The following is a 25,170-nucleotide window of genomic DNA, read 5'->3' as shown; positions in this document are numbered from 1 at the left end:
CAGTGATGTACAGCAGCTTTCCCGCCGAGGCACCCTTCGTCCGCGAACCCCGCCACGTCCCCGTCGCCCACCTCGTACGCGGCGGACTGATCGAGGGCGTCCACCACGGCTCCGTCGTCGTCCTCGGCGCCGACGGCCGGGTCTCCTTCGGCCTCGGTGACACCGAGGCCGCCTTCTACCCGCGCTCCGCCCTCAAACCCGTCCAAGCCGTCGCCATGGTGCGCGCCGGGCTCCCGCTGGAGGGCGACCTGCTCTCCCTGGCCGCCGCCAGCCACTCGGGTGAGGAGCGTCACCTCGCCGGCACCCGGCGGATCCTGGAGCTGGCCGGCCTGACCGAGGACGACCTGCGCAACGTCCCGGACCTGCCCTTCGACCCGGTCGTGCGGGACGCCTGGGTGCGCGAGGGCCGACTGCCCTCCCGGCTCGCCCAGAACTGTTCCGGCAAGCACGCGGCCATGCTCTACACGTGCCGGCTCAACGGCTGGTCCCTCGACGACTACCTCGACCCGGCCCACCCCCTCCAGCAGGCCATCGCCGAGATCGTCGAGGACCTGACCGGACAGCGCGTCGCGCGGGTCACCGTCGACGGCTGCGGCGCGCCGCTGTTCGCGGTCTCCCTGCACGGCCTGGCGCGCGCCGCCGCCCGGATCACCACCGCCGTGCCCGGCACCCCCGAGGCCCGCGTGGCCGACGCGATGCGCGAGCACGCCGAGATGGCGTCCGGCTCCGGCCGGGACGTGGCGGCGCTGATGCGGGCCGTGCCCGGACTGCTCGCCAAGGACGGCTTCGAAGGGGTCCAGGTCGCCGCGCTGCCGGACGGCCGGGCCGTCGCCGTGAAGATCGCCGACGGGGCGAACCGGGCACGCATACCGGTCGCCGCGGCGGCCCTCGTCCGGGCGGGCGTCGACGCGTCCCGGCTCACCGAGTTCTCGGGCGAGGTACTGCTCGGCGGCGGCCGTCCGGTCGGCGGCGTCCGCCCGGTCCACGCCCTGGCCCCGGACGCGGACCCGCGCCCGGACTCGGACACGGAGCGCCCTTCGGTCACCGCCCGCCGCTGACGGCCGGGCCGCGCCTCGCGGCACACCCGGCGGCGGGCGTCCCGCAGTCGACATCCCGGCGGCTGCGGGCCCCGTGGCCGACGGCCCGGCTATTCCGGCTCCCGGTTCGCGGTCGGCGGTCGTCGGCGCCCGGTTCGGCGCAGGCGGTTTCCGGCGCCCGGTTCGGCGGCTCGCGGGCCGCGTGCCTTTGCCGTGACTGTCGCGGGGAGGGGCGGGGCGGCGAGGTGCGGCGCAGTGTCGGCCTCGGCTTCGGCGCGGCGGCGGTCAGCCGCGCGCGAGCCGCCGGGACCGGCGTCGCAGGCCCACCAGCACCGCTCCCGCGCCCAGCCCGGCGACGCCGGCGATGGCGCCGGTCTGCGACCAGTCGTCGGACGGCGGCGCCGGGGTGCGGGGTGCCGCCGCCGGGACGGCGATCTGCGCGCCGTGCGCGACCGGGCGCAGCCCGTCGAGCGAACCGACCGGGTCGACGCGTCCGGCGGCGTCGAACCCCCAGTCGAGCAGGGCACGCGCCTCCTCGTACACCTCGAGGCCCGCGCCTTCCTGAGGGTTCATCACGGTCACGACGAGGGTGCGCGCGCCCCGGTGGGCCGCGGCGACCAGGGTGTTGCCCGCGTTGGTGGTGTATCCGTTCTTGATGCCGACCAGGCCCGGGTACGGCGTCACGCCGTCGGCGCCGGTCAGCAGCCGGTTGGTGTTGGCGATCTCGAACGTCCCGCCGCCGTTGCCGGGGAAGGCGGTCTCCACCGTGGAGCAGTAGCGGGCGAAGTCCGGGTTGCGCAGCCCGGCGCGGCCGAACACCGCCAGGTCGTAGGCGGAGGACACCTGCCCGTCGGCGTCGTAGCCGTCGGGTGAGACGACGTACGTGTCCAGCGCGCCCAGGGCGCGGGCCTTGGTCTGCATCTGGCGGGCGGTGTGGTTCCAGCCCCCGTTGAGTGCGGCGAGCACGTGCACGGCGTCGTTGCCCGAGTTGAGGAAGACGCCGTGCCAGAGGTCGGACACCCGGTAGGTGTGCCCTTCGACCACCCCGACCAGGCTGCTGCCCTCGCCGATCCCGGCCAGCTCCTTCGCGCTGACGGTGTGCTGGACGCCACCGGGGAAGGCGGGCAGCACGGTCAGCGCGAACAGTGTCTTCAGGGTGCTGGCGGGCGGAAGTTTCTCGTGCGCGTTGTGGGCGGCCAGCACCTCGCCGGTGCCCGCGTCGGCCACCACCCACGACAGGGCGGAGACCTCGGGCGCCTCGGGGGCCCCGGCCCGCGGACGGACCTGTGTGCCCTCGCGCTGCAGGAGGGCCGGCTGCGGCACCGACGCGTTCGGCCGCCCCCGCGCGCCCGGGTCCGTGCCGGTGCGGCCCGCCGCGGCCACCGGCGAGGTCACTATGAGCACGCCCGCGGCACAGAGGGCGCAGGTCGACACGGCAGCTCGAAAGGAGAATCCGATCGTCATATCGCAAACGTAGGGACGGATCGGTCGAGGCGTGACCTTGCCGGGGGCCGAACGGGGACGACGGGCACCCGGATGTCCCAGCCGCGCGGCCGTTCGGGTCGTCGCGGACGCCGTGCGGGGCTCCGCCCGCCCCCGCTCAGTCGTTCGGCAGGGTCGGCTGGATCCGGCGCAGGAACGTGGCGTTGTCCGGTGTGCCCCGCAGCCGCTCCAGGAGGGTCTCCACACCCGTCCGGCCGTCCCGGGACCGCAGTACCCGGCGCAGCCCCCGCGCCGCCGTCAACTCGGCCGGCGTCAGGAGCAGTTCCTCGCGGCGGGTGCCGGAGGCGGAGAGGTCGACGGCCGGATGGACCCGGCGCGCGGCGAGTTCGCGGTCCAGCCGCAGTTCCATGTTGCCGGTGCTCTTCAGCTCCTCGAAGAAGAAGTCGTCGGCGCGGGAGCCGGTCTCCACGAGCGCGGTGGCGAGGACGGTGAGCGAGCCGCCCTCCTCCGCGAGGCGCGCCGCGCCGAAGAGCCGTTTGGGCGCGTGCAGCGCCGCCGCGTCGACGCCGCCGCTCAGGGTGCGGCCACCCGCGGCGGCGGCGTTGTTGTGGGCGCGGCACAGCCGGGTCAGCGAGTCGAGGAGGATCACGACGTCCTCGCCCGCCTCCACCAGCCGCTTGGCCCGCTCCACGACGAGTTCGGCGAGCGCGATGTGCTGCCTGGGCGTCCGGTCGAACGTGGAGGCGTAGACCTCGCCGCGCACGGAGCGCCGCATGTCGGTGACTTCCTCGGGACGCTCGTCCAGCAGCAGGACCATCAGCCGGCACTCGGGATGGTTGCCGGCCACGGCGGCGGCGATCTGCTGGAGCAGCACGGTCTTGCCGGTCCTCGGCGGGGCCACGACGAGTCCGCGCTGCCCCTTGCCCACGGGTGCGATCAGATCCGTCACCCGCCCGGCGAGACCGGCGGCCGGGTGTTCGAGGCGGAGCCGTTCGCGGGGGTGCAGGGGCGTCAGGTCGTGGAAGCGGCGACGGCCGCCCAGTTCGCCGGGAGCGCGCCCGTCCACGCGGGCGATGCCGGTGACGGCGCGCCGCTCGCCCAGCACGGCATCGAGCAGGTCGCCCTTGCGCAGGCCGTGGCGGCGGATCAGGGCGGCGGGGACCCCGGGGTCGGCGGGGGAGGGGAGGAGGTCCGGGCCGCGCAGGTGGCCCGTCCCGCCGGCGTCGATGTCAAGAACACCGGTGACGAGCCGGGCGGACGGGGAGGGCTGCGCGCCCACCGGGGGATGGTCGAGGGTGACGGTCATGTTCGACGGACCTTTCACGGACGGAGACGCACGGCACGGGAGCCGTGCGGGAGGAGGAAGTGAGGGGGAAGCGAGGGAGAAGGGCCACGCGGCACGCGTCGGGCAGGGCCCGGACGCCGCGGGCGCGGTCACCGTCCCGGTGCGGCGGCTCGGACGGCGTGCGGCGCACGCGGTCCGGGGCCCACGGGAGGGTGGTGGGAAGCTGCTGTGCCGGACGCGACGACCGGATCGGTGGTCACGTCGGTGGATCAGCTTGGAAAGAGAGAGAATCACATCGCACCGGCGCCCATGGGAAAGAGGGCGTGACACAAGTGCTCCAGGCAACGTAGCACGCCTCTGCCTGGAGGGCCACCCCACCGACTGGCCCGCCGCCACCGGCCCAGGTGCCGGGCCGCGCGCGGTACTAGGCTGACGTGGTGTTCAGCCCGCAAGGACCCACGGTCCGTGAACTCGCCGTGCAGGCACTCTCCTCCGTCGAGCACGGCTACGACCTGCTCGCACCCAAGTTCGACCACACCCCTTTCCGCACCCCGGACCCGGTGCTGGAGGCCGTGGGGTCCGTGCTGGAGCGGACGGGGCCGTACGACGACGGGCTCGACCTGTGCTGCGGAACCGGCGCGGGTCTCGACGTGCTCACGCGGGTGTGCCGCGGAACGGTCACCGGGGTCGACTTCAGCGCGGGCATGCTCGCGGTCGCGCGACACCGCGCCGATCGCGCCGACTGCGCCGATCGCGCCGACCGGGCCGCCCTGGTCCGCGGTGACGCACGTGCCCTGCCGTTCACCGAAGCCTTCGACCTGGTCGTCAGCCTGGGTGCGCTCAGTCACTTCCTCCCGGCCGAACTGCCCGTGGTCTTCGGGCAGGTGCACGCGGTCCTGCGGCCCGGCGGCGTCTTCGCGCTGCCGGTGTTCGCGCCGCCCCCGCCGCGGTCGCGGGCGTTCTGGACGCTGCTCGGGTTCGACGCGGTGATGCGGGTGCGCAACGCCGTGTGGCGACCGCCGTTCGTCATGTACTACCGCGCGTTCCGCTTCGGCGGTGTGCTGCGGGAACTGGAGCGCGCCGGACTGCGGACGGAGCTGTACGCGCTGCCCGGGTTCGGCCGGCGCGCCGACGGCAGCCCACGGGCCCGGCTGATCATGGCCCGTCGACTGCCTTGAGACCGCCCACGGATCCGGCCGAGGACGGCCCGCCGGCTGCCCCGAGACCGCGGCCGGTCGGCCCGACGAGGACGAGCGCGCTGCCGAAGGGCGGTCCGGTGCCGGTGGCTCAGCCCGCCGCCGGCAGCGTGAACTCGTAGACGAGCGCGTCCTGCCGGGCGTCCACCACGAGGTCGGTGATCTCCAGCAGGCGGGCGTACTGGTCGTGGACGCGCCGGGTGACGCGCACCGAGGGGCCGTCCGTGAGCCGGGTGATCGCGTCCCGGTGGTGCAGGGCCAGGCCCGCCCGCCGCATCCAGTCGTAGGCCCGCCGCAACTGTGCGGCGCACGAGCCGTCGGCGCGGTCCCGGTAGCGGGCCAGCTCGTCCACCTCCGCGAGGGCCACCGCGGAAAACGATGTCACCGCAGTGCGCAGTCCGGTGCCGTCGGCCGTCGCCGAGCGGTAGCGGTGCACCAGGGTCGGCCGCCGGGGGGCGAGGCCCAGCTCCGCCGCGTGCTCCGGCGGCGGCGTCTCCCAGGCCACCGTGGCCCGGTCGAAGGCGTCCGGGACGGCGGAGCGGGCGCCCACGGGGAAGTCCAGGAACGTGGACGGCTCGACGGGCAGCCCGGTCAGCGTCGCGTGGGTGCCGCGCCGGTCGGTGGCGACGAGCCCGTCGCGGCGCAGCACCTCCAGTGCCTGCCGCACGGTCTCCCGGCTCACCTGGAAGTGCGCGGCCAAGTGCCGCTCGCTCGGCAGGCGTTCACCGGGCGGGATGGTGCCGGCGCGCAGTTCGCCGAGGAGTTGGGTGGCGATTCTCCAGTACAGCGGCTGTGCTTCGGCCGCTCCCCGGGTCGTCGGACGGGGGTGGGGGGTGGTGCGGGCCATGCCGCGCCTCCTGTTGATGACGTACGGTAGCCGCGTGGGCTCGGTGCGCCACCAGATCTACCATTGGTCTAAACCAGTCGGAAGATGGTTGGTGCGGTTCGACCGAAATCCGCTCATGCCCCACTCCTCGACACGTCGCCGGGCCGCCGCCGGTTCCCTCGCCCGGCTCGCTCAGGCGCGCGAGCGCAGCCAGCGCAGCTGGGTGGCCTCCTGGTAGGGGCCGCCTCCCTCGTGGTCGTTGAAGTCGTACACCTCGATCGTCTTGTCCTCGTGCGCCCACGCGTTGAACGCGGCGAACACCGTGGACGGCGGGCAGGTCTCGTCCTCCAGGGCCGCCGAGAAGAGGGCCGGCGACCGGCCGCGGGCCGCGAAGTGGACCCCGTCGAAGTACGCCAGCGTGCGCAGCACGTCCTCGGTGCGACCGCGGTGCGTCTTGAGGTAGAGCCCGATCTCCCGGTAGGGGTGCCGGTCGGTCAGGGTCGCGGCGCGCGGGTAGTCGCACAGGAACGGCACGTCCGGCGCGATCGCGACGAGGTCCGGCACCAGGCCGCCCACCGCGATCGTGATGCCGCCGCCCTGGCTCGCGCCGAGCGCGACGGTGCGGGCGGAGTCGGTCAGCGGGTGCGAGCGCGCCGCCTCGACCGCGCGGACCGCGTCCGTGAACACCCGGCGGTAGTAGTAGTTCTCGGGCGCGTCGATGCCGCGGGTCATGAACCCCGGGTACGCCGGAGCGCCGCCCAACGGGTCGGCGGTGCCGCCTCCGCCGCCCCAGGCGCTGCCCTGGCCCCGCGTGTCCATCACGAAGTGCGCCCGGCCCGTCGACGCCCACAGCAGATGCTCGTGCGGCAGCCCGCGTCCGCCGCCGTAGCCGATGAACTCCACGACCAGCGGCAGCGGCGCGTCGACCCGGGTGGGCAGTGTCAGCCAGCCCTTGACCGGGTGGCCGCCGAACCCGGCGAAGGTGACGTCGTAGACCTTGACCGTGCTCAGCCCGGTGTCGACCAGCTCGAAGCGGGCGTCGAGATCGTGCTCGCGGGCCTCCAGAAGGGTCTTGGACCAGAAGGCGTCGAAGTCCTCCGGCTCGGTCGACGCGCTGCGGTACTCGCTGAGTTCGTCGAGGGGGAGGTCGAACAGAGGCATCGGCAACCGCCTTGCTGGGACGCGTAGTGAGGGTGATCACACCGTACGGCGGTGGTCGGATGGTTCGCCAGACCCGGTCCGTGGCCGGACGGACGGCCGGGGGCATCGCCGTTCCCCTGTCGTGCTGGTCGGGGTGGTCGTGCCTGACGGCTCGTCCGGCGGGTCGGACAGCGCGCGGCGGCGCGGTACACGGGCAGGTGATCGGGTCACCCGGACACGGGGGCGCCGCGCGGGCCCCTGACCGGTGCCGGGCGGGCACGGGACCGGCGCCGCACAGGCACGGGACCGGCACCCTGCCGGCCCGTGGCATGACTCGCACCGCCCAGGCGCGCGACCGGCACCTCGCGCGCGGCCGGCGGCGGCGCGCGGGCGGGCCCGCCGTCAGCCGAAGCGCTCCACGCGGACGCGGTCCACGGGCAGGCCCGCCGTGACGAGCAGCCGGCAGGCGTGTTCCGCGAAGGAGTTGGACCCGCACACGTACGCCTCCCAGCCGCCCTCGGGCGCCTCGGCGACGAGCGGTGCCAGATGTGCGGCGGACAGCCGTCCCACCGGCTCGCCCGCCGGGGCCGCGCGGGTGAAGACGGGTGTGGTCTCCGCACCGAACTCGCGGGCGAAGATGAGCTGTTCGGGGCTGCGCGCGGACACCAGCAGGCGCAGCGGCACGGTCAGGCGCCGAGCCCGGTGGTGCCGCACCATCGACATCAGTGGTACGACCCCGCTGCCCGCGCCGAGCAGCAGCGCCGGCCGGTCGCCGGGCCAGGCGAAGAAACCGCTCAGCGGCCCGCGCACCTCCACCTGGTCGCCCGGCCGGGCCACCGTGTGGAACCAGCCGGAGACCTCGCCGCCCTCGACGTGGTCCAGGGTCAGCTCGATGTGCCCCGAGTCGTCGGGCGCGGAGGCGAGGGAGTAGTGGCGCTGGGCCACGTAGCCGTCGGGCGCGGTCAGCCGCAGCATCAGGTGCTGCCCGGGCAGGTGCCCCGCCCAGTGCGGGACCGCGAGGCGGAAGGTGGCGGCGCGCGGGGTCTCCCGGCGGATCTCGGTCAGGGTCGCCGTCCGCCAGGTCGCGGCCGCCTGCTCGCCCACCGCGATACGGCCGGGCACGGCGAACCGGCTCGGCGGCACGAACGCCCCGGGCACAAGGGTCCCGGACGTCGGCGTGCCGCTCGTCGGCGTCCCGGGCATCGGCGTCTTGGTCACCAGCGTCTCAGTCACCGGAGTACCGCTGCTCCTCCCAGGGGTTGCCGCGCGCGTGGTAGCCGTTCTGCTCCCAGAAACCCGGCTCGTCGTGGTCGAGGATCCGCAGGCCCGCGATCCACTTGGCGCTCTTCCAGAAGTACAGGTGCGGCACCAGGAGCCGCGCCGGGCCGCCGTGCTCGGCCGCCAGCGGCTCGCCGTCGTGGGTGAACGCGATCCAGGCGCGCCCGCCGCGCAGGTCGGCCAGCGGCAGGTTGCTGGTGTACCCGGTGTGCGAGTAGGCCACCGCGTGCGTGGCCCGCGCGTGCGGCACCGCCGCGTCGAGGAAGACGTCCAGCGACACCCCGCCGAAGCGCACCCCGAACCTCGACCAGCCCGTCACGCAGTGGATGTCGCCCTCGTAGGCGGACCGGGGGAGCTGCCGCGCCTGGGCCAGGTCCCAGGTACGGGCCTCGGCGACCAGGCCGTCGACGCGGAAGGTCCAGTCCTCGGGCGCGAGGTCGGGCGTGACCTCCGCGGACAGGACGGGCCAGTCGTCGCCCGCGTCGTACTGTCCGGGCGGCAGGCCCGGGTTGTGGACGCGCGGGCGCCCGGTGAAGCCTCGGGTGACGTGCATGCGGGTGGTGCCTTCCGGGCCGCCGTGCGGCGGCCCCGCCGGTCGGACGGGACGGACCTCCCGCCGGCCGGGCGGGACGGTTGCTGACACGTCCACCGTACGTGCCCGCCGGACCTGCTCCCGCCCCGGGCCGGGCCCGCCGTCGTGACAGCCGTGTGAACTCTCCGGGAGGCCCGCCGCGAGCGGGAATAGCCGCCGGGCGATCTCCCTTGCAGGTGGCGTGCCGGCCGCGGTGGGCCCGCGGCCGGTGACACGGCGACAGCGAAGGAGAGTGGGAGCGATGCCGAAGGCGTACGTCTTCACCCGGTACGGCGGCCCGGACACCGAGGCGTTCGTGGACGTCGACCGGCCCCGTCCCGGCCCCGGGCAGATCCTCATCGCGGTGCGCGCGGCGGGGGTGAACCCGGTCGACTGGAAGCTGCGCACGGGTTTCCGGCGCCCCGGCGAGAGCGGGGAGCCGGTCTTCCCGCTCGTCTTCGGCAGCGAGGCGTCCGGCGTCGTCGAGGAGGTCGGCGAGGGCGTCACCGGCTTCGCCGCCGGGGACGAGGTCTTCGGGAACACGGCGGCGGGCGGCTACGCGCAGTACGCGCTGCTGCCGGCCGAGGTCGCCGCCCACAAGCCCGCCGCGGTCCCGTTCACCGACGCGGCCACGCTGCCCGTCGCCGCGGCCACCGCCTACGACGGTCTGCGCCAGCTGGACCTGCCGACGGGGGCGACCGTGCTCGTCACGGGCGCGGGCGGCGGGGTCGGCGCGGCGGCCCTGCAGATCGCCCGCTCCTTCGGGCTGCGGGTCCTCGGCGTGGCGAGCGAGGGCAAGAAGGACTTCGTGGAGTCGCTCGGCGCGGTGCACGTGCCCTCCGGGCCCGGGTGGTCCGAGCGCGTGCGGGCCGCCGCGCCCGACGGCGCCGACGGCGTCTACGACCTGGTCGGCGGCGAGGCCCTGCGGGAGGCGGCGGGCCTGGCGGCCGACCGCGCGAAGCTGATCACCGCCGGGGCGCCGGGGCCGGACGTCGAGGCGCTGGGCGGGGCGCGGGTGCGGCGTGCCCGGACCGCCGCCGTCCTGGACGCGGTCGCGGAGCTGGTCGTCCGCGGCGCCCTGGACCCGCACGTCACGCAGACGTTTCCGCTGGAACGGGCCGCCGAGGCGTTGCGCACCGTGGAGGACGGTCACGCCCGCGGCAAGGTCGTCATCGAGGTCGCCGCGTGAGCGTGCACACGGGCGGCGCCGCCGGGTCGGGGCGGGGACACGTCCTGGACAACCCGGCCCTGGCCTCCCTGACCGGCCCGCACGCCCGCTTCGCCGAGCGGCGCGGGAGGGTGCTGCGCTACCCCGTGGACATGTCGCCGTGGCTGGCGCTGCCCGCGGAGCCCGACGCCCGGGACTGGGCCGATCTCGCCGCCCTCGCCGGGCCCGGCACCGAGGTCCCCCTGCCGGGGTTCGCGGGCCGGGTGCCCGCGGACTGGGAGATCACCTTCCACGTCGAGGGCGTGCAGCTCGTCGACGACGGCCTGGCCGCGGCCCCCGACCCGGAGGCGGTCCGCCTCGGCCCCGCCGACGTGCCGGAGATGCTCGACCTGATCGCCCGGACCGAGCCCGGTCCGTTCCTGCCGCGCACCATCGAACTCGGCACGTACCTGGGCATACGCCATCACGGAGCGCTCGTCGCGATGGCGGGGGAGCGGCTGCATCCGCCCGGTCACACCGAGATCAGCGCGGTGTGCACGGACCCCGCCTTCCGCGGCCGGGGTCTGGCGAGCCGGCTGGTCCTGGCCGTCGCCCACGGCATCCGCGCGCGCGGCGAGACACCGTTCCTGCACACGGGCGCGCGCAACACGGACGCCATACGGCTGTACGAGTCCCTGGGCTTCCGGCTGCGCCGCCGCACCGTGTTCCTCGCGGCCCGCGTCCCCGAGAGGCTGGACGACGGTCTCGCGGCCGCGGTGCCGGTGGCGTAGAGCGGCGTGCGCCCGCGGGTGGATCAGCAGCCGCCGGGCGGTGTCCAGGCGTTGTAGCGGGTCAGGTAGCCCGCGAACCGCTTCAGGTCCTCCTCGGGCCAGCCCGCCAGCCGCTCGTGGAAGGCCGCCCGGCGGCTCTCGGTGACCTGGACGAGGAGCTGCCGGCCGGCGTCCGTCAGGTGCAGCACCTGGACCCGGTGGTCCTCCGGGTCCAGGCGCCGCTCGATGAGGCCGGTCCGCTCCAGCGCGGCGACCTGCCGGCTGACGGTGGACTTGTCCAGGGCGTAGTGCGCGGCCAGGTCGGTGGCGCGGCAGCCGCCGCGCTCCTCCAGGTGCCCGAGCAGCGTGTACGAGACCAGGGACAGCTCCGGGTGCATGCGGCCCGCCGAGGCCCTGGCGCGGCGGGCGAACACCGTCATCTCGCGCTGGATGGTCTCGACGGCCACCTCCCCGGCGGGACCGCTCGCGGGCACGCCCTGGGTGGCGGCGCTCTCGTCCGGCGCCTCGGCTGCTGTCACGGAATACCTCCCCGGTTCCTTCTGGTTGTATAGTACAACTGAATCAAGAGTTGTATATGCCAACCTTTGGAGGTCGTGAGCGATGAGGTCGCCCGCGCTGCGCCATGTGCTCACCCACCTGATCACCCCGCTGCTGATGTGCCTGGGCATGGGGCTCGCGTACATGGGCGCGTTCGTGACCCCGCAGCCGCACCACCTGCCCGTCGCGGTGGTGGGCGCCGGACCGCAGGCCAAGGTGTTCGCCCAGACGGTCAAGGACGCGGCGGGCGACCAGCTCGACGTCCGCACGGTGGGCACCCGCAAGGCCGCGGTCGACCTGCTCGAGTCCCGTGACATCGACGGGGCCTACGTGCCCGCCGGGGCGCCGGAACTGATCGTGGCCGGCGCCGGGTCGGACATGAGCGCCACCGCCGTCGAGAAGGTCTTCACGCCCGTCGCCGCGCGCCAGGGCCATCCACTGAAGGTGACCGACGTGGTCCCGCCGAGCTCCGACGACCCCACCGGACAGGGCCTGTTCTTCCTGCTGGTCGCGCTGAGCATCGGCTCCTACGCCTCCGTCGCGGCCATCGGCGCCGCCGGCGCGGCCCTGTCGATGCGGATCCGCGCCCTGCTCACGCTCGGGGTGTCCGCCGCGGTAGGAGGCATCGGCGCGCTGCTCGCGGGCCCCGTCTTCCACCTCGCCCCGCACGGCCTCGCGGGCGTCTGGGGCATGGCGTGGCTCTACTCCGCCGGCATCCTCTTCATCGGCGTCGGTCTGCACACCTTCCTCAAGCGGTGGACGACGCTCACCATGATGGTGCTGTTCGTGATGCTCAACTTCACCACCTCCGGCGGGTTGTTCCGGCCCGAACTGCAGAACGGCTTCTTCGGCACCCTGCACGCCTTCTGGAACGGCGCCGGGTTCGTCGAGGGCGCCCGCAGTCTGCTCTACTTCGGCAGCGACGGCCTGGGCCGCGATCTGTGGACGCTGGTGGCCTGGCTGCTGGCCGGCCTGGCGGTCACCGCGATCGCGGCGGCCTACGAGGGCTTCAGGACGTCCGCCTCGCACGGCGCTCACGCGGCCGGGGGAGGCCACGCGGCGGGCGGCGCCCACGCCGCCGGTGCGCCGCGCACGGCGCCCGCGCTCCCCGTGCGGGACGCCGGGGAGGAGGCGACCGGCTCCCGGCCGGCCGGCGCGAGCGCTGCCGAAACGCCCGAGGAGGCCGCCGAGGAGGAACTCGAAGAGACCGTCGGCGTCTGAGGGTTGGGGTAAGGTGATCTGCGGCCGTGGACGGTCCCGGCCGTGGGAGACCGAGGAGGTGAGACCCATCACCGCTGTGTCGGCTCGGGTGCTCTCCTCCCTCCGAGGCGCGGATCACCGTCGGTAGGTGACCGCGGGAGCACTCTTCGGCTCCCGAAAGGTCTCGGCCTCCATGCCTGAACTTCCCCCTCCGTCCGCCCACCCCTCTCCCGCCCCCGTTCCGCCGGCCGTACGCGCCGAGGCCGTCACGGCACTGCGCGCCGCCGGCTGCGTGTTCGCCGAGGACGAGGCGGAGCTGATCCTCGCCACCGCCGGCACGCCGCACGAGGTCACCGTCCTCGTGGAGCGGCGTGCCGCCGGTCTGCCCCTCGAACAGGTCCTCGGCTGGGCCGCGTTCCACGGCCTGCGGATCGCCGTGGAACCGGGCGTGTTCGTACCCCGCCGCCGTACCGAGTTCCTCGTCGACCAGGCCCTGGCCCAGGCGCCGGACGCCTCCGTGGTGGTCGACCTGTGCTGCGGCTCGGGCGCGGTGGGCACCGCGCTGGCCACCGCGCTCGGCCCCGTCGAACTGCACGCCGCCGACATCGACCCGGCGGCGGTGCGCTGCGCCCGCCGCAATGTGGACGCGGTCGGCGGCCGGGTCCACGAGGGTGACCTGTTCGAGGCGCTGCCCGCCGCGCTGCGCGGACGCGTTGACATCCTCGCGGCCAACGTGCCCTACGTCCCCACCGGCGAGGTCGCCCTCCTGCCGTCCGAGGCCCGCGACCACGAACCGCCCACCGCGCTCGACGGCGGCGCCGACGGCCTCGACGTGCTGCGCCGGGTCGCCGCCGGGGCCTCCGACTGGCTCGCCCCCGGCGGCTGCCTCCTCGTCGAGACGAGCGCCCGCCAGGCACCGGCGGCCCTGGCCGCCTTCGCCGCGGCCGGACTCGCCGCGCGCCTGGCGGCCTCCGAGGAGCTGTACGCGCACGTCGTCCTCGGCACGCGCCGGCAGGGTGCGCGGTGACGGCGGCTCCCGGGCCCGGCCCGATCCGAACGAGAGGCCGAAGGCCCTGGCGATGAGAGGCCCGAGGCCCTGGCGATGAGAGGCCCGAGGCCCTGGCGATGAGAGGTCCGAGGCCCTGGCGATGAGAGGTCCGAGGCCCTGGCGATGAGAGGTCCGAGGCCCTGGCGACGAGTGGCCCGAGGCCCTGTCGTCGAACTGCCGTCCGCCAGGCCCTACGCCGGAGTCTGCGCGCGGGCGACGAGCAGCGCCACGTCGTCGTGGTTGTCCGGCTGCCGCAGCCTGCGCAGCAGCAGGTCGCACAGCTCCTCCAGCGGAAGCAGTGGATCGTCCAGCAGCGACAGCAGCAGGTCCAGGCGCTCGTCCAGGGCGTGCCGGCGGGTCTCCACCAGACCGTCGGTGTACAGCACCAGCTGGTCGCCCGGCTCCAGGCCGAAGCTGGTGGTGGAGAACGCGACACCGCCGACGCCCAGCGGCACCCCGGTGGGCAGGTCGAGCAGCTCGGGAGGGCGGCCGGGCCGCACCCGGGCCGGCGGCAGGTGCCCGGCGTTGGCGATCCGGCACTGGCGCAGGCGCGGATCGTGGACCGCGTACAGGCAGGTGGCGATGGAGTGGTCCAGGCCGTCGGTGATCCGGTCCAGGTGTTCGAGCAGCCGCGCGGGGTCGAGGTCGAGCGAGGCCAGGGCCTTCGTCGCGGTGCGCAACCGCCCCATGGTGGCCGCGGCGCCGATGCCGCTGCCCATGACGTCGCCGACGACCAGTGCCGTCTTGTCGTCCTCCAGTGGGATCACGTCGAACCAGTCGCCGCCCACCTCGGTGGTGGCCCCGGCCGGCTGGTAGCGGGAGGCGACCTCCAGACCCCCCGTGACCGACGGATGGTGGGGCAGCAGGCTGCGCTGGAGGGTCAGGGCGGTGTCGCGGGCGTTCTGGTACCAGCGCGCGTTGTCGATCTGCACGGCCGCGCGGGCGGCCAGCTCCCGGGCCAGCAGGACGTCGTCGTCGCTGAAGGGGTGCGGGTTGCGGGTGCGTTTGAGGTCCAGCGCGCCGAGCACCTCGCCGCGCGCGATGAGCGGCACGGCCAGGTAGGAGTGCACGCCGGCACGGCCGAGCAGGACGGCGGCCTCCGGGGACCGGGCGATGCAGGCCAGGTCCTCGTCCTTCACCTGCGCCACCAGGACCGGCTCTCCCGTGCGCACGCACCGGGTGACCAGGCGGTCGGGGCCGTAGCGGGCGATCTGGCCGGGTGTGTCGGCGGCCTCCAGGGCGTCCGAGGCGTGGTCGGCGCGCACCGCCAGCGCCCTGATCACCGCGGGTTCTGCGGGCCCCAGCTTGCTGCGGCGGCCCCCGACGACCGCTTCCAGCAGGTCCACGGCAGCCACGTCGGCCAGTTCCGGCACGGCGACATCGGCCAGTTCCCGGGCCGTGCGGTCCAGGTCCAGGGTGGTGCCGATGCGGGCCGAGGCGTCGGCGATCAGCGCCAGGCGCCGCCGGGCGGCCTCCGCCTCGATGCCCGCCCGGTACTGCTCGGTGACGTCCACCACCGACACGGCTACCCCCAGCGGGGTGCCCACCGCGTCCTCCAGCCGGTACATCGACACCGACCAGGCGTGGTCGGTGTCGGGGTCGGCCGGTGTCCTGCCGACCGCGAAGACGTCGACGAGGGACTGCCCCGTCGCGAGGACCTGCCGCGCCGCCGACTCCACGGCGTCGGCGTCCACCTGCGCCAGCACCTCGGGGACGGTCCGGCCGATGTGCTCCTCGGCGCAGACGCCGTCGATCCGCTCCAGGGCCGGATTGACCGAGACGTAGCGCAGCCGGGTGTCCAGGACGGCCAGCCCGATCGGGGACTGCGAGACGATCCGGGCGGACAGGGCGACGTCCCGCTCCAGCCGGCGCACGGTCGACTGGTCCGCGGCGAGCCCGAGCGCGTAGACGTCCCCGCGGTCGTCCAGCAACCGCATGTTGCGGAACTCGACCAGGCGGGTGCTGCCGTCCTTGTGCCGGATGGGGAAGGCGCCCGCCCAGCTCCGGCCCGTCCGCAGGACCTCGGTGAACAGCTCGATGACCACGTCGAGGTGCTCCTCGTGGACCATGATCCGGGCCGCGTACTGGCCCAGCGCCTCCCGCGCCGAGTAGCCGAACAGTTCCTCGGCCTGCGGGCTCCACAGCACGATGCGTCCCTGGGCGTCCAGCACGACCGAGGCCACGCGCAGCACGTCGAGCAGGCCGCTCGGCTGTACCGGGCCGGACACCGGCTCGTCGCCCTCGGCCAGGGGAGCCCCGGCTGCAGTCATCCCACGCACCGCCTTCACCCGTCCACGCGGCCCGCCGTCCCCCCGGGCCGGCACGCCCCGTCGCACCGCGCCCCCGCTCACGTCCGAGAGGGTCCGTCGCTCCTCTCCACCATCTCTCAACACCCGGGTGGCCGTCCCGCCGAATCCGCCGGAAGGGCCGCCGCCCGGGCGGACGGCCGGCGCCGGTAGTGCCGCGAGCAAGGTGGTGCTTTGCTGAGAGGAGTGAGGGTGGAGCGCGGCTCGGGGGGAACCCCAGTGCGGTACTGCAGCGCGGCCACGAGAGGAGCGATCACGATGGAGAGCGAGCGAGCGCACCCGGAATCCGTGTCGGTGGAGCTGAGCGGATGCAGCAAGGAGGACGCCCGGATCGTCTTCGACGCCCTGTGCGGCTGCTACTCGTCCGACCGGTGTACGGACGACGTGCCCCGCGAGTTCCACGAGGTGCGCCCGACGGTGTGGCTCGGCACCTTCGACGTCGCCGAGACGCACGGGCCCGACTGCGGGCCCACCCGGCTCGGGGCGTCCGTCATCGCGGACGTGCAGGGCGGCTACTGGGCGATCGACCGGTTCCGTACGACCCTGGACTCCCTGTTCACCGTCCAGGACCTGGCCACGGCCTCCGGGGACCAGGAGCGGGAACTGCACGTCCGCCTGGAGAGCCGCTGACGGCACCGGCGGTGTGAGGGGCGCCGGCCGCCGCGGGAAGACGGCGGCCGTACGGCCGCCGGAGTGACGGCGGCCGTCCCCTCCGCCCCGGGGACGCGCGCCCCGACCTTTTGCAACTAGTTGCACAACTGCCTCCGGGTCCTCTACAACTAGCGGGTACGCCACCACGCACGGAGGGCCCGATGAGCCGTTACCCGCACCTGCTGAGCCCGCTCGACCTGGGCTTCACCACCCTGCCCAACCGCGTCCTGATGGGTTCCATGCACGTCGGGCTGGAAGAGGCGGAGGGCGGCTTCGAGCGCATGGCGGAGTTCTACGCGGCCCGCGCCCGCGGCGGGGTGGGACTGATCGTCACCGGCGGCATCGCCCCCAACGACGAGGGACGGCCGTACGAGGGCGGCGCCAAGCTGACCACCGAGGCCGAAGCCGGCCGGCACGCCGTCGTCACCGCCGCCGTACACCGCGAGGGCGGCCGGATCGCCCTGCAGATCCTGCACTTCGGCCGCTACGCCTACCACCGCGACCTCGTCGCCCCCAGCCCCCTCCAGGCGCCCATCAGCCCCTTCGTGCCCCGCGAGCTGACCGACGCCGACATCGAGCGGACCATCGACGACTACGTGCGCACCGCCCGCCTCGCCCGGCAGGCCGGGTACGACGGCGTCGAGATCATGGGCTCCGAGGGCTACCTGATCAACGAGTTCGTCGCCGCGCCCACCAACCGGCGCACCGACCGCTGGGGCGGCTCGTACGAGAACCGCATGCGCCTGCCGGTCGAGATCGTCCGCCGGGTGCGCGAGGCGGTCGGGGAGGACTTCATCGTCATCTACCGGCTGTCCATGCTGGACCTGGTGCCCGGCGGCTCGACGCTGGAGGAGGTGATCCGGCTCGCCCACGCCGTCGAGGCGGCCGGCGCCACCCTCATCAACACCGGCATCGGCTGGCACGAGGCGCGCATCCCCACCATCGCCACCTCCGTGCCGCGCGGCGCCTACACCTGGGTGACCAGGAAGCTCATGGGCGCCGTCTCGGTGCCGCTCGTCACCACCAACCGCATCAACACCCCTGAACTCGCCGAGCGGTTGATCGCCGACGGCTGCGCCGACATGGTGTCCATGGCCCGCCCGATGCTCGCCGACCCCGACTTCGTCGCCAAGGCCGCCGCCGGGACGCCCGAGGCCATCAACACCTGCATCGGCTGCAACCAGGCCTGCCTCGACCACACCTTCAGCGGGAAGATCACCTCCTGCCTGGTCAACCCGCGCGCCTGCCACGAGACGGAACTGGTGCTGTCGCCGACCCGTCGGCGCAAGAGCGTCGCCGTCGTCGGTGCCGGCCCGGCGGGTCTCGCCTGCGCGGTGGCGGCGGCCGAACGCGGCCACGAGGTCACCCTGTTCGACGCCGCCGCCGAGATCGGCGGCCAGCTCAACGTCGCCCGGAAGGTCCCCGGCAAGCAGGAGTTCGACGAGACGCTGCGCTACTTCGGCCACCAGCTCGCGGCACACGGCGTCGACGTACGGCTGAACACGCGCGTGGGCGCGGACGACCTCGCCGGCTACGACGAGGTCGTCGTCGCCACGGGTGTCACCCCGCGCACCCCCGACATCCCGGGCGTCGGCCACCCGCGCGTCCTCGGCTACCTCGACGTGCTCCAGGGCGGCGCCCCCGTCGGCGAGCGGGTGGCGATCCTCGGTGCGGGCGGCATCGGCTTCGACGTCGCCGAGTACCTGACCGACGGCGGCGACAGGACGAGCGAGGACCCGGCGGCGTACTTCCGGGCCTGGGGCGTCGACACGGACCACCGCACGCCCGGCGGCCTCACCGCACCCGAGCGGCCCGCGCCGCCGCGCACCGTCCACCTGCTCCAGCGCAGGACCACCAAGGTCGGCGCCGGGCTGGGCAGGACCACGGGCTGGATCCACCGCACCGAACTCAAGCACCGCGGCGTCACCATGGTGCCCGGCGTGCGCTACGACCGGATCGACGACGCCGGACTGCACATCACCGTCGACGGCACCAGCAGTGTCCTGGAGGTCGACACCATCGTCCTGTGCACCGGGCAGGAGCCGCGCCGCGACCTGTACGAGGCACTGCTGGCCGCCGGGCGCGCCGCGCACCTCATCGGCGGCGCGGACGTGGCCACCGAACTGGACGCCAAGCGCGCCGTCAAGCAGGGCACGGAACTGGCGGCGTCCCTGTAGGGGCCGGCTGTGGACATGGCGGGGGCCGGGACCCGTGCCTCGGCCTCGGTCTGGGCCTGGATCTCTGCCGGGGCCTGGGGCTGTGCCAGCTCCTGGGTTTCTGTCCGGCCCTGGGTTTCTGCCCGGTCCTGGGCCGGGGATCCGGCCGTCCGGCGGCGCGGCCCTCCCTAGGATGGGCCGCATGTCACTCCCGCACGCCATCCTCACCGCCCTGCTGGAGAAGCCGTCCTCCGGGCTGGAGCTGACGCGGCGCTTCGACCGGTCGATCGGCTACTTCTGGTCGGCGACGCATCAGCAGATCTACCGCGAGCTGGGGAGACTGGAGGCGGACGGCCTGATCCGCACGCTGCCGGCCGAGCAGCCGGCCCGCGGGCAGAAGAAGAGTTACGAGGTCCTGGCGGCGGGCCGCGCGGAACTGGCCCGCTGGACCGCCGCCGCCCAGGAGCCGAAGCCGCTGAGGGACGCCCTGCTGCTGCGGCTGCGCGCCGCCGCGGTGGTCGGCACGGCCGGCCTCGAAGACGACCTCAGGCGCCATCTCGTACTGCATGAGAGGCAGTTGGCGGAGTACCGGGAGATCGAGGAGCGCGACTTCCCGCCCGGCCGGGACAGCTCCCAGGACCGGCTGCGGCACCTGGTGCTGCGGGCCGGGATCGACCTGGAGACGTTCTGGACCCAGTGGCTCGGCCACGCACTGGAGGAGTTCACCGACCTGCCGGACGGCACCTGAGACCGCGGTTCCGCGCTGCCCGGCCCGGCGGACGCCGGACGGGCGGCCGTCACTGCGTCAGGTGCCTGAAAGCACCGGTCCTCACAGCCGGTACGGCCTGGAGCGGTGGCGCAGGACCCACCCGGTGGCGATCAGCGCGGCCCCCACCAGGGCCCCGCCCCCCGCCAGCGTGACCGCACCGTACTCCTTGACGCCCCCGCCGCGCCCCCCCGTCACACCGAGCGAGTGCCTGGCCGGCGCGGACGTGGCCGACGCCGTCGGCCCGGAGGCGGCGGTGACGACGACCGACTGGGTTCCGGCGGTGATGTTGTTCGCGCACACCACGATCACGGTGTACGTGCCCGGCCGCACACTCTGCCAGGCGGCCGACTGACTCACGCTCGTCCCCGTGAGCGCCGCTCTGCGGCCCTGCGCGAAGCTGGTCTGGCCGCGCCCGAGCAGCGACGCCGTCCCCCAGCCGCCGCCGACCGGGGTGCACGCGCTGGTGGTGACCGACACGGCGGAGCCGTCGGCGCGCGCCGAGATGCCCGGCGCCGCCGCCGCCGGTCCTGCGGCGACGGCGAGCGTGACGGCGGCTGCCGCCGCGACCGGGGCCCGGCGCGGGCGTGGCTGAGTGTGGCGCATGGGACAGTCCTCCGGCGGCACGGTCGGCGGGCCACCCCATGTGCCGCCGGAGATAGGGGATCGCCCGTGCTGCCTCCTCAGGGGCAGCCAACGCCCACCGGGCGCCCCTCGCACGCGCGGCGCACCCGCTCGGGTGACGGCGGGCACCGCCCGGTCGCCGGTCCGGTCCGTACGGTCTGACGGGACGTCTGATCCGGTTCGGGTGGGACGGTCTGACGGTGTGTGCGGTCCGGAATCCGGTCGTACGGCCTGACGGCACGTCTGGTCCGGGTCGCATGGGACGGCCTGACGACGTGTGCGGTCCGGATCCGGTCGGGACGGTCCGACGGCGCGTCCGGTCCGGGTCCCGTCGGACGGTCCGACGGCGCGTCCGGTCCGGGTCCCGTCGGACGGTCCGACGGCGCGTCCGGTCCCGGTCCCGTCGGACGGCCCTCCCGCCCCGGTGGTCACCGTCCGTTCCGCCGACAAGCCGCCCAGGTACCGTCGGGCAGCCGCGCCCGCAACCGCGCCCGGTGGCTGACCCGGGCGCCCCGGCCCAGGCAGAAGCTGTACGACGCCTTCCCGCGCGGAGGCGGCCCGCCCCAGACGAGGGAGGTGGCCGGCCGCCCGTCGAGCTGGACCTGGTATTCCGTCACCTCGCCGCCGGTGCGCGGCGTGACCCAGTCGAGGTCGAGGTAGTACGCGCCGTCCGCACGGTGTGTCGCGGCCTGGAACACGGTGGGCGCGGTGCCCCGCCCGTCGTCGGAGCCCGGCGTGGCGACACGGACGGCCGGGCCGGCGGGGGAGAGGTCGCCGGCCGCGTCGCGGGCCACCCGGTAGGCGCGGATGCCCGGAACGGAGGCCACCGCGTTCCACATCACGTGCACGCTGGTGGCGCTGCCGGCCGCCGCGGTGACACCGGTCGGCGCTCCGGGCGCGCCGCCCTCCCCGTCGTCTGCTGTGCCCCGCCCGCGCGCCGCGAGCAGCGCCAGGGCCCCGCAGACCGCGACGACACGCCCGGGAAGGCGGCACGGGCGGGAATCAGACTCCGGAACGCTTCGCACGAGGTCGGCCTCCCCGTCAACTGCGGCGCGGGGAGCCCGCACACCGCTGCGGTCTTTGGTCCGGACCAATAGGCCGGAGCCGGCCGGGGACCCCTCAAGAGGGCGGGGGTGCGCGAGCCGCCCGCAGCGTTGCGTATGCTGACCGCATCCCAGCCGAACTCCCCGGTGAATACGGGTAGTTCGCGCCGTGGCGCGGACCGCTGTCGTCGCTGGTCCCGCGCCTGCGCCGGTGGCCGGGGGAGAGTCAGGACCCCGGGGGTCCGGCCCCCGGCCGCCCGGCAGGCGTTACGGGCCTTGAGCGGCCCCGTCCCCTAACGTGTGGTCGCACGATCGCATTCATCACCGATGAGATGAATGTCTGTCAATGTCCCCGAGGAGAGGGTTCCTCATCGTGCGTGTCCAGTCGCTGACCCTCGTCGCGGCGAGCGCCGCCCTGCTGGCTCCGACGACACTGCCCGCCGCCCCGTCCCCGCACCACCCGCGCAGCGAGCCGGCGGCCCGCGACGAGGGCGACGTCGGCGCCGCCGACCTGCTGGCCAGGACGCGCGGCTGCGCCCAGGTGTCCCGCGGCCGCTACCGCTCCGACGCGGGCGCCCGGGCCACCATCCCGGTCTGCGGGCTGCCCGGCGCCGTCTACTGGAAGGCGGACCTGGACATCGACTGCGACGGACGGCCCACCCGCCGCTGCAACCGCCGCACCGACCCGCAGTTCTCGCCCGCCGCCGCCTACGCGCAGTCCGACGGCCGCCGGCTGAACGCCGAACGCCTGCCCTACATCGTGCTGCCCGCCCCCAGCCGCATCTGGGACCACCGCGCCAAGGGCCTGCGCGGCGGTTCGGTCGCCGCCCTCGTCTACCGGGGCCGGGTGCGCTACGCGGTCGTCGGCGACACGGGGCCACGGGACCTCATCGGCGAGGCCTCCTACGCCGCCGCGCGGCAACTCGGCATCTTTGCCGACCCGCTGGGCGGCGGAGCGCGTTCGGGAGTGACGTACATCGTCTTCGAGAACTCGCGGGTCGGCCGCATCGAGGACCACGCGGCGGCCGTGGCGCAGGGCGAGCGGCTGGCCCGGCGGCTGGTGGGCGCCGGCGCACGCGTCGGATGACCGGGGGGCGGGGCGGCCCGGCGGCGGGCCCTGCGGACCCGTCCCCGGCCCGGTTCACACCTTCCGGTAGGCGTAGGCGTCCGCGGCAGCCGCCTCCACCTCGTCCAGCCCGGCCCCCGTGGCGGCCGTCACGACGGCCGCCACCGCGCCCTCGACGAACGGGGCGTCCACCAGCCGTGTGCCGTCCGGCAGTTCGTCGCCCTCGGCGAGCAGCGCCTTCACCGTGAGCACGGCACTGCCGAGGTCGGTCAGCACGGCCACCCCGGCCCCCCGGTCCACGGCCGCCGCCGCCGCGGCGACCAGCTCCGCGCTGGTGCCCAGTCCGCCGCCCTCGCGGCCACCCGCGGGCGCCACGAGGACCTCCTCGGCCCCGCCGGCAAGTCCCTTCGCCAGCTCCGCCACCGAGGCCGCGACCTCGGCGCTGTGCGACACCAGCACGATCCCGACCCGTCCGCCGTCACCCACGTCAGCCCTCCGCCCCTTCGGCCGTGCCACTGGCCCCGTTCGTCCCGCCGGTCCCGTCCGTTCCGCCGGATTCGGTCGCTCCCGTCGCACCCGTCGTCCCGGTCGCTCCGGCCGTCTCGGCCAGCGCGGTGATCAGCAGCGCCGACGACGTGGCGCCCGGGTCCTGGTGCCCGATGCTGCGCTCCCCGAGATAGCTCGCCCTGCCCTTGCGGGCCTGCAACGGCGTGGTCGCCTCGGCGCCCCGCTCGGCGGCGGCGCGCGCGGCGGCGAAGCCCTCGCCGAGCGCATCCACGGCCGGCACCAGCGCGTCGACCATCGTCTTGTCGCCCGGCGCGGCCCCGCCCAGCTTCATCACCCCGTCCACCCCGGCCCGCAGCGCCTCGGCGAGCTGCTCCTCGGACACCTCGGAGGCGTCCGCCAGAGCCTTGCCGGTGCGGCGCAGCAGCGTCCCGTACAGCGGCCCCGACGCGCCACCGACCGTCGAGATCAGCTGCCGCCCGGCCAGCGTGAGGACCCCGCCGGGCGTGTCGGGTGCCTCCTGCTCCAGCGTGGCCCGCACGGCCGAGAAGCCGCGCTGCAGATTGCTGCCGTGGTCGGCGTCCCCGATGGCCGAGTCGAGGTCGGTGAGCCGCTGCGCCTCACGGTCGACGGACGCGGCCGTCGCCGTCATCCAGCGGTGGAAGAAATCGGCGTCGAGCACTGGAACTCCCTTGCGTGGTGGATACGGTCGAGCTGCCGGCACGGTCACAGACCCCAGCGCAGGCCCGGCGTGTTCACGGGCGCGTCCCACAGCCGCAGCAGCTCCTCGTCGATCTGGCACAGCGTGACCGAGGCGCCCGCCATGTCGAGGGAGGTGACGTAGTTGCCGACCAGCGCGCGGGCCACGGCCACACCGCGCTCGGCCAGGACCCGGTGCACCTCGGCGCCGAAGCCGTACAGCTCCAGCAGCGGGGTGGCGCCCATCCCGTTGACCAGGAGCAGTACGGGGTTGCGCGGGTTCATGTCCTCCAGGATCGCGTTCACCGCGAAGTCCGCGATCTCCCCCGACGTCATCATCGGCCGCCGCTCCCGGCCCGGCTCGCCGTGGATGCCGATGCCCAGCTCCAGCTCACCGGCCGGCAGGTCGAAGGTGGGGCTCCCCTTGGCCGGGGTGGTGACGGCGCTCAGCGCGACACCGAAACTGCGCGCGTTCTCGTTGACCCGCCGGGCGATCGACTCGACCTGCTCCAGTGGCCGGCCCTCCTCCGCCGCGGCGCCCGCGATCTTCTCCACGAACAGGGTGCCGCCCGTGCCGCGCCGCCCCGCGGTGTACAGGCTGTCGGTCACCGCCACGTCGTCGTCGACCAGTACCTTGGCGGTCCGGATGCCCTCGTCCTCGGCGAGTTCGGCCGCCATGTCGAAGTTGAGCACGTCACCCGTGTAGTTCTTCACGACGAACAGCACACCCGCGCCGCTGTCCACGGCCGCCGCGGCCCGCAGCATCTGGTCGGGCACCGGGGAGGTGAAGACCTCACCGGGGCACGCGGCCGAGAGCATCCCGGGGCCCACGAACCCTCCGTGCAGGGGCTCGTGTCCCGATCCGCCTCCGGACACCAGCGCGACCTTTCCGGCCACAGGAGCGTCCCGCCGGACGATCACCCGGTTGTCCACGTCGACCGTCAACTCGGGATGGGCCGCCGCCATGCCGCGCAGCGCGTCCGCGACCACGGTTTCCGCAACGTTGATCAGCATCCTCATGGGTACCTCCTGGGAAAGTCGGCAGGCGGGTCTCGGCTGGGGTTCCGCTGTCGGCAGTATCGGTCTTGCGGCAGCGAAGGTCACGCGCGGGAACGTCATGGGCGCGCCCCGGTCCGGGATCACGATCAGGACGCGTACGGACGCCGCCGTCCTCGCGCGCGGGGGCCTCGCCGGCCCATGGGGCGCCGGCATCGCCCGCACACACCCGCGGCACCCGGGCGGCGTAGGCGGAGAGCGCTCTGTACGCCGTTTCCGGCGTGCCGTCAGGGTGCGGGCATGAGCGATCAGGCCCCCACCTCGGAGGATGTCGCCCGTGAGGCAGGTGTGTCCCGGGCGACCGCGGGAGACCACCTGACCAGGCGCGGTCGCGCGCCGTGACCCCGCCGGACCGTCCCTGTGGCCGGCCGCCCGCTCGGAGCCGCCCGCCGGGCCTGACGTGCGGTGGCAGTCGAGCGGTGTCGCGCAGGAGCCGACCCAGGGGTACCGCGTGCCACCCCATGGTCCGACCGTGCACGACGGCACCGCCCGCGGCGCCGCCGCCGACTATGCCGGGCACCCCGCTGCCCACGCCGAACAGGCGGCCGCCGTCCGGCGCGACGCGCAGCAGGGCGCGCGGACGCCCGCCGCGGGAGTCGGTGCTGCCGCTCTCCTCCACCAGACCCTCGGCGGTCGACTCCGTCGCGACGTTGCTGATGGAGCCCGAACTCACTCCGGTCGCCCGGAGGCGCGCGCCGCGGCTCGACGGGCCGTCGAAATACAACTGTTGCACAACGGCGGTCCGGCTTCCCCCGCAGGTCACGTACCGTGCGGCCGCCGTCTTCCGGCACCTGGCCTCC

Annotated in this window: 23 protein-coding genes and 1 pseudogene; 10 read left to right on the top strand and 14 right to left on the bottom strand. The window is 74.8% G+C overall.

What is annotated here, in order from left to right; all coding sequences use genetic code 11:
• The first annotated feature begins 5 nt into the window (after nucleotides 1-5).
• The gene (locus AB0G56_RS27775; protein ID WP_360974027.1) at nucleotides 6-1,058 is read left to right on the top strand and encodes an asparaginase; all 1,053 of its coding nucleotides are present in this window, start codon (nucleotides 6-8) and stop codon (nucleotides 1,056-1,058) included.
• Nucleotides 1,059-1,322: 264 nt separating this feature from the next.
• Here the strand turns inward: AB0G56_RS27775 and AB0G56_RS27770 are convergent, their stop codons facing one another.
• Nucleotides 1,323-2,501 (bottom strand): serine hydrolase, encoded by a 1,179-nt coding sequence (locus tag AB0G56_RS27770; protein WP_360974024.1) that lies wholly within the window; start codon nucleotides 2,499-2,501, stop codon nucleotides 1,323-1,325.
• Nucleotides 2,502-2,637: 136 nt separating this feature from the next.
• The gene (gene rho / locus AB0G56_RS27765; protein ID WP_360974021.1) at nucleotides 2,638-3,786 is read right to left on the bottom strand and encodes a transcription termination factor Rho; all 1,149 of its coding nucleotides are present in this window, start codon (nucleotides 3,784-3,786) and stop codon (nucleotides 2,638-2,640) included.
• A 416-nt stretch (nucleotides 3,787-4,202) separates the two neighbouring features.
• On the opposite strand from rho, the gene AB0G56_RS27760 reads away from it, so the two are divergent.
• Nucleotides 4,203-4,943: a class I SAM-dependent methyltransferase gene (locus AB0G56_RS27760; RefSeq protein ID WP_360974018.1), complete on the top strand. Its 741-nt coding sequence runs from the start codon at nucleotides 4,203-4,205 to the stop codon at nucleotides 4,941-4,943.
• A 109-nt stretch (nucleotides 4,944-5,052) separates the two neighbouring features.
• On the opposite strand, the gene AB0G56_RS27755 is transcribed toward AB0G56_RS27760, so the two are convergent.
• From AB0G56_RS27755 to AB0G56_RS27740, 4 genes are all read right to left on the bottom strand, one after another.
• Entirely contained in the window at nucleotides 5,053-5,808 is a 756-nt protein-coding gene (locus AB0G56_RS27755) for a GntR family transcriptional regulator (RefSeq protein ID WP_360974015.1), read from the bottom strand.
• Nucleotides 5,809-5,979: 171 nt separating this feature from the next.
• Nucleotides 5,980-6,948, bottom strand: a complete 969-nt coding sequence (locus AB0G56_RS27750) for an acetylxylan esterase (protein ID WP_360974013.1) — start codon at nucleotides 6,946-6,948, stop codon at nucleotides 5,980-5,982.
• 381 nt (nucleotides 6,949-7,329) lie between these two features.
• Nucleotides 7,330-8,085, bottom strand: coding sequence for a ferredoxin reductase (locus tag AB0G56_RS27745; protein ID WP_360974224.1), 756 nt, complete (start codon nucleotides 8,083-8,085; stop codon nucleotides 7,330-7,332).
• Between the two features lie 67 nt (nucleotides 8,086-8,152).
• Nucleotides 8,153-8,758, bottom strand: coding sequence for a sulfite oxidase-like oxidoreductase (locus AB0G56_RS27740; protein ID WP_360974010.1), 606 nt, complete (start codon nucleotides 8,756-8,758; stop codon nucleotides 8,153-8,155).
• 280 nt (nucleotides 8,759-9,038) lie between these two features.
• On the opposite strand from AB0G56_RS27740, the gene AB0G56_RS27735 reads away from it, so the two are divergent.
• Nucleotides 9,039-9,965, top strand: coding sequence for an NADP-dependent oxidoreductase (locus AB0G56_RS27735; protein WP_360974007.1), 927 nt, complete (start codon nucleotides 9,039-9,041; stop codon nucleotides 9,963-9,965).
• A complete protein-coding gene (locus AB0G56_RS27730; protein ID WP_360974004.1) occupies nucleotides 9,962-10,714 on the top strand; it encodes a GNAT family N-acetyltransferase in 753 nt (250 codons plus the stop codon). Before AB0G56_RS27735 ends, AB0G56_RS27730 begins: the two co-directional genes overlap by 4 nt.
• A 23-nt stretch (nucleotides 10,715-10,737) precedes the next feature.
• On the opposite strand, the gene AB0G56_RS27725 is transcribed toward AB0G56_RS27730, so the two are convergent.
• Nucleotides 10,738-11,232 carry a MarR family winged helix-turn-helix transcriptional regulator gene (locus tag AB0G56_RS27725; RefSeq protein ID WP_360974001.1) on the bottom strand — a complete coding sequence of 165 codons (495 nt, stop codon included), beginning with the start codon at nucleotides 11,230-11,232 and terminating at the stop codon, nucleotides 10,738-10,740.
• An 82-nt stretch (nucleotides 11,233-11,314) separates the two neighbouring features.
• Between AB0G56_RS27725 and AB0G56_RS27720 the strand changes: the two genes are divergently transcribed.
• Together AB0G56_RS27720 and AB0G56_RS27715 are read left to right on the top strand one after the other, a co-directional pair.
• Nucleotides 11,315-12,472, top strand: coding sequence for a hypothetical protein (locus AB0G56_RS27720; RefSeq protein ID WP_360973998.1), 1,158 nt, complete (start codon nucleotides 11,315-11,317; stop codon nucleotides 12,470-12,472).
• Nucleotides 12,473-12,644: 172 nt separating this feature from the next.
• On the top strand, nucleotides 12,645-13,478 hold the full coding sequence (locus AB0G56_RS27715) for a putative protein N(5)-glutamine methyltransferase (protein ID WP_360973995.1): 834 nt from the start codon (nucleotides 12,645-12,647) through the stop codon (nucleotides 13,476-13,478).
• 212 nt (nucleotides 13,479-13,690) lie between these two features.
• Here AB0G56_RS27715 and AB0G56_RS27710 read toward each other — a convergent pair whose 3' ends face one another.
• Nucleotides 13,691-15,769 carry a SpoIIE family protein phosphatase gene (locus AB0G56_RS27710; protein WP_360973992.1) on the bottom strand — a complete coding sequence of 693 codons (2,079 nt, stop codon included), beginning with the start codon at nucleotides 15,767-15,769 and terminating at the stop codon, nucleotides 13,691-13,693.
• A gap of 294 nt (nucleotides 15,770-16,063) precedes the next feature.
• On the opposite strand from AB0G56_RS27710, the gene AB0G56_RS27705 reads away from it, so the two are divergent.
• The 3 genes from AB0G56_RS27705 (at nucleotide 16,064) to AB0G56_RS27695 (ending at nucleotide 19,360) form a co-directional block, all read left to right on the top strand.
• Entirely contained in the window at nucleotides 16,064-16,435 is a 372-nt protein-coding gene (locus AB0G56_RS27705; protein ID WP_360973989.1) for a hypothetical protein, read from the top strand.
• A 182-nt stretch (nucleotides 16,436-16,617) separates the two neighbouring features.
• A complete protein-coding gene (locus tag AB0G56_RS27700) occupies nucleotides 16,618-18,633 on the top strand; it encodes an NADPH-dependent 2,4-dienoyl-CoA reductase (protein ID WP_360973986.1) in 2,016 nt (671 codons plus the stop codon).
• A 181-nt stretch (nucleotides 18,634-18,814) separates the two neighbouring features.
• The gene (locus tag AB0G56_RS27695; RefSeq protein WP_360973983.1) at nucleotides 18,815-19,360 is read left to right on the top strand and encodes a PadR family transcriptional regulator; all 546 of its coding nucleotides are present in this window, start codon (nucleotides 18,815-18,817) and stop codon (nucleotides 19,358-19,360) included.
• Nucleotides 19,361-19,441: 81 nt separating this feature from the next.
• Here the strand turns inward: AB0G56_RS27695 and AB0G56_RS27690 are convergent, their stop codons facing one another.
• Together AB0G56_RS27690 and AB0G56_RS27685 are read right to left on the bottom strand one after the other, a co-directional pair.
• Nucleotides 19,442-19,984, bottom strand: coding sequence for a hypothetical protein (locus tag AB0G56_RS27690; RefSeq protein WP_360973980.1), 543 nt, complete (start codon nucleotides 19,982-19,984; stop codon nucleotides 19,442-19,444).
• 446 nt (nucleotides 19,985-20,430) lie between these two features.
• Complete coding sequence (locus AB0G56_RS27685; RefSeq protein ID WP_360973977.1) at nucleotides 20,431-21,027, bottom strand: hypothetical protein; 597 nt, start codon at nucleotides 21,025-21,027, stop codon at nucleotides 20,431-20,433.
• A gap of 391 nt (nucleotides 21,028-21,418) precedes the next feature.
• On the opposite strand from AB0G56_RS27685, the gene AB0G56_RS27680 reads away from it, so the two are divergent.
• Nucleotides 21,419-22,132, top strand: a complete 714-nt coding sequence (locus tag AB0G56_RS27680) for a glycoside hydrolase family 75 protein (protein WP_360973974.1) — start codon at nucleotides 21,419-21,421, stop codon at nucleotides 22,130-22,132.
• Nucleotides 22,133-22,186: 54 nt separating this feature from the next.
• Here AB0G56_RS27680 and AB0G56_RS27675 read toward each other — a convergent pair whose 3' ends face one another.
• From AB0G56_RS27675 to AB0G56_RS27660, 4 genes and pseudogenes are all read right to left on the bottom strand, one after another.
• Nucleotides 22,187-22,597 carry a PTS fructose transporter subunit IIA gene (locus AB0G56_RS27675; protein ID WP_360973971.1) on the bottom strand — a complete coding sequence of 137 codons (411 nt, stop codon included), beginning with the start codon at nucleotides 22,595-22,597 and terminating at the stop codon, nucleotides 22,187-22,189.
• A gap of 1 nt (nucleotide 22,598) precedes the next feature.
• Nucleotides 22,599-23,297, bottom strand: coding sequence for a dihydroxyacetone kinase subunit DhaL (dhaL, locus tag AB0G56_RS27670; RefSeq protein WP_360973968.1), 699 nt, complete (start codon nucleotides 23,295-23,297; stop codon nucleotides 22,599-22,601).
• 44 nt (nucleotides 23,298-23,341) lie between these two features.
• Nucleotides 23,342-24,334, bottom strand: a complete 993-nt coding sequence (gene dhaK / locus AB0G56_RS27665) for a dihydroxyacetone kinase subunit DhaK (RefSeq protein WP_360973965.1) — start codon at nucleotides 24,332-24,334, stop codon at nucleotides 23,342-23,344.
• 442 nt (nucleotides 24,335-24,776) lie between these two features.
• Nucleotides 24,777-25,161, bottom strand: a pseudogene (locus AB0G56_RS27660) (sugar kinase); the annotation flags it as partial.
• Between the last annotated feature and the right edge of the window lie 9 nt (nucleotides 25,162-25,170).

The sequence above is a fragment of the Streptomyces sp. NPDC021356 genome (assembly GCF_040641015.1).
Classification (GTDB): Bacteria; Actinomycetota; Actinomycetes; order Streptomycetales; family Streptomycetaceae; genus Streptomyces.
Note: the sequence above shows the minus strand (reverse complement) of the source record. Positions and strands in the feature narration are given on the sequence as shown.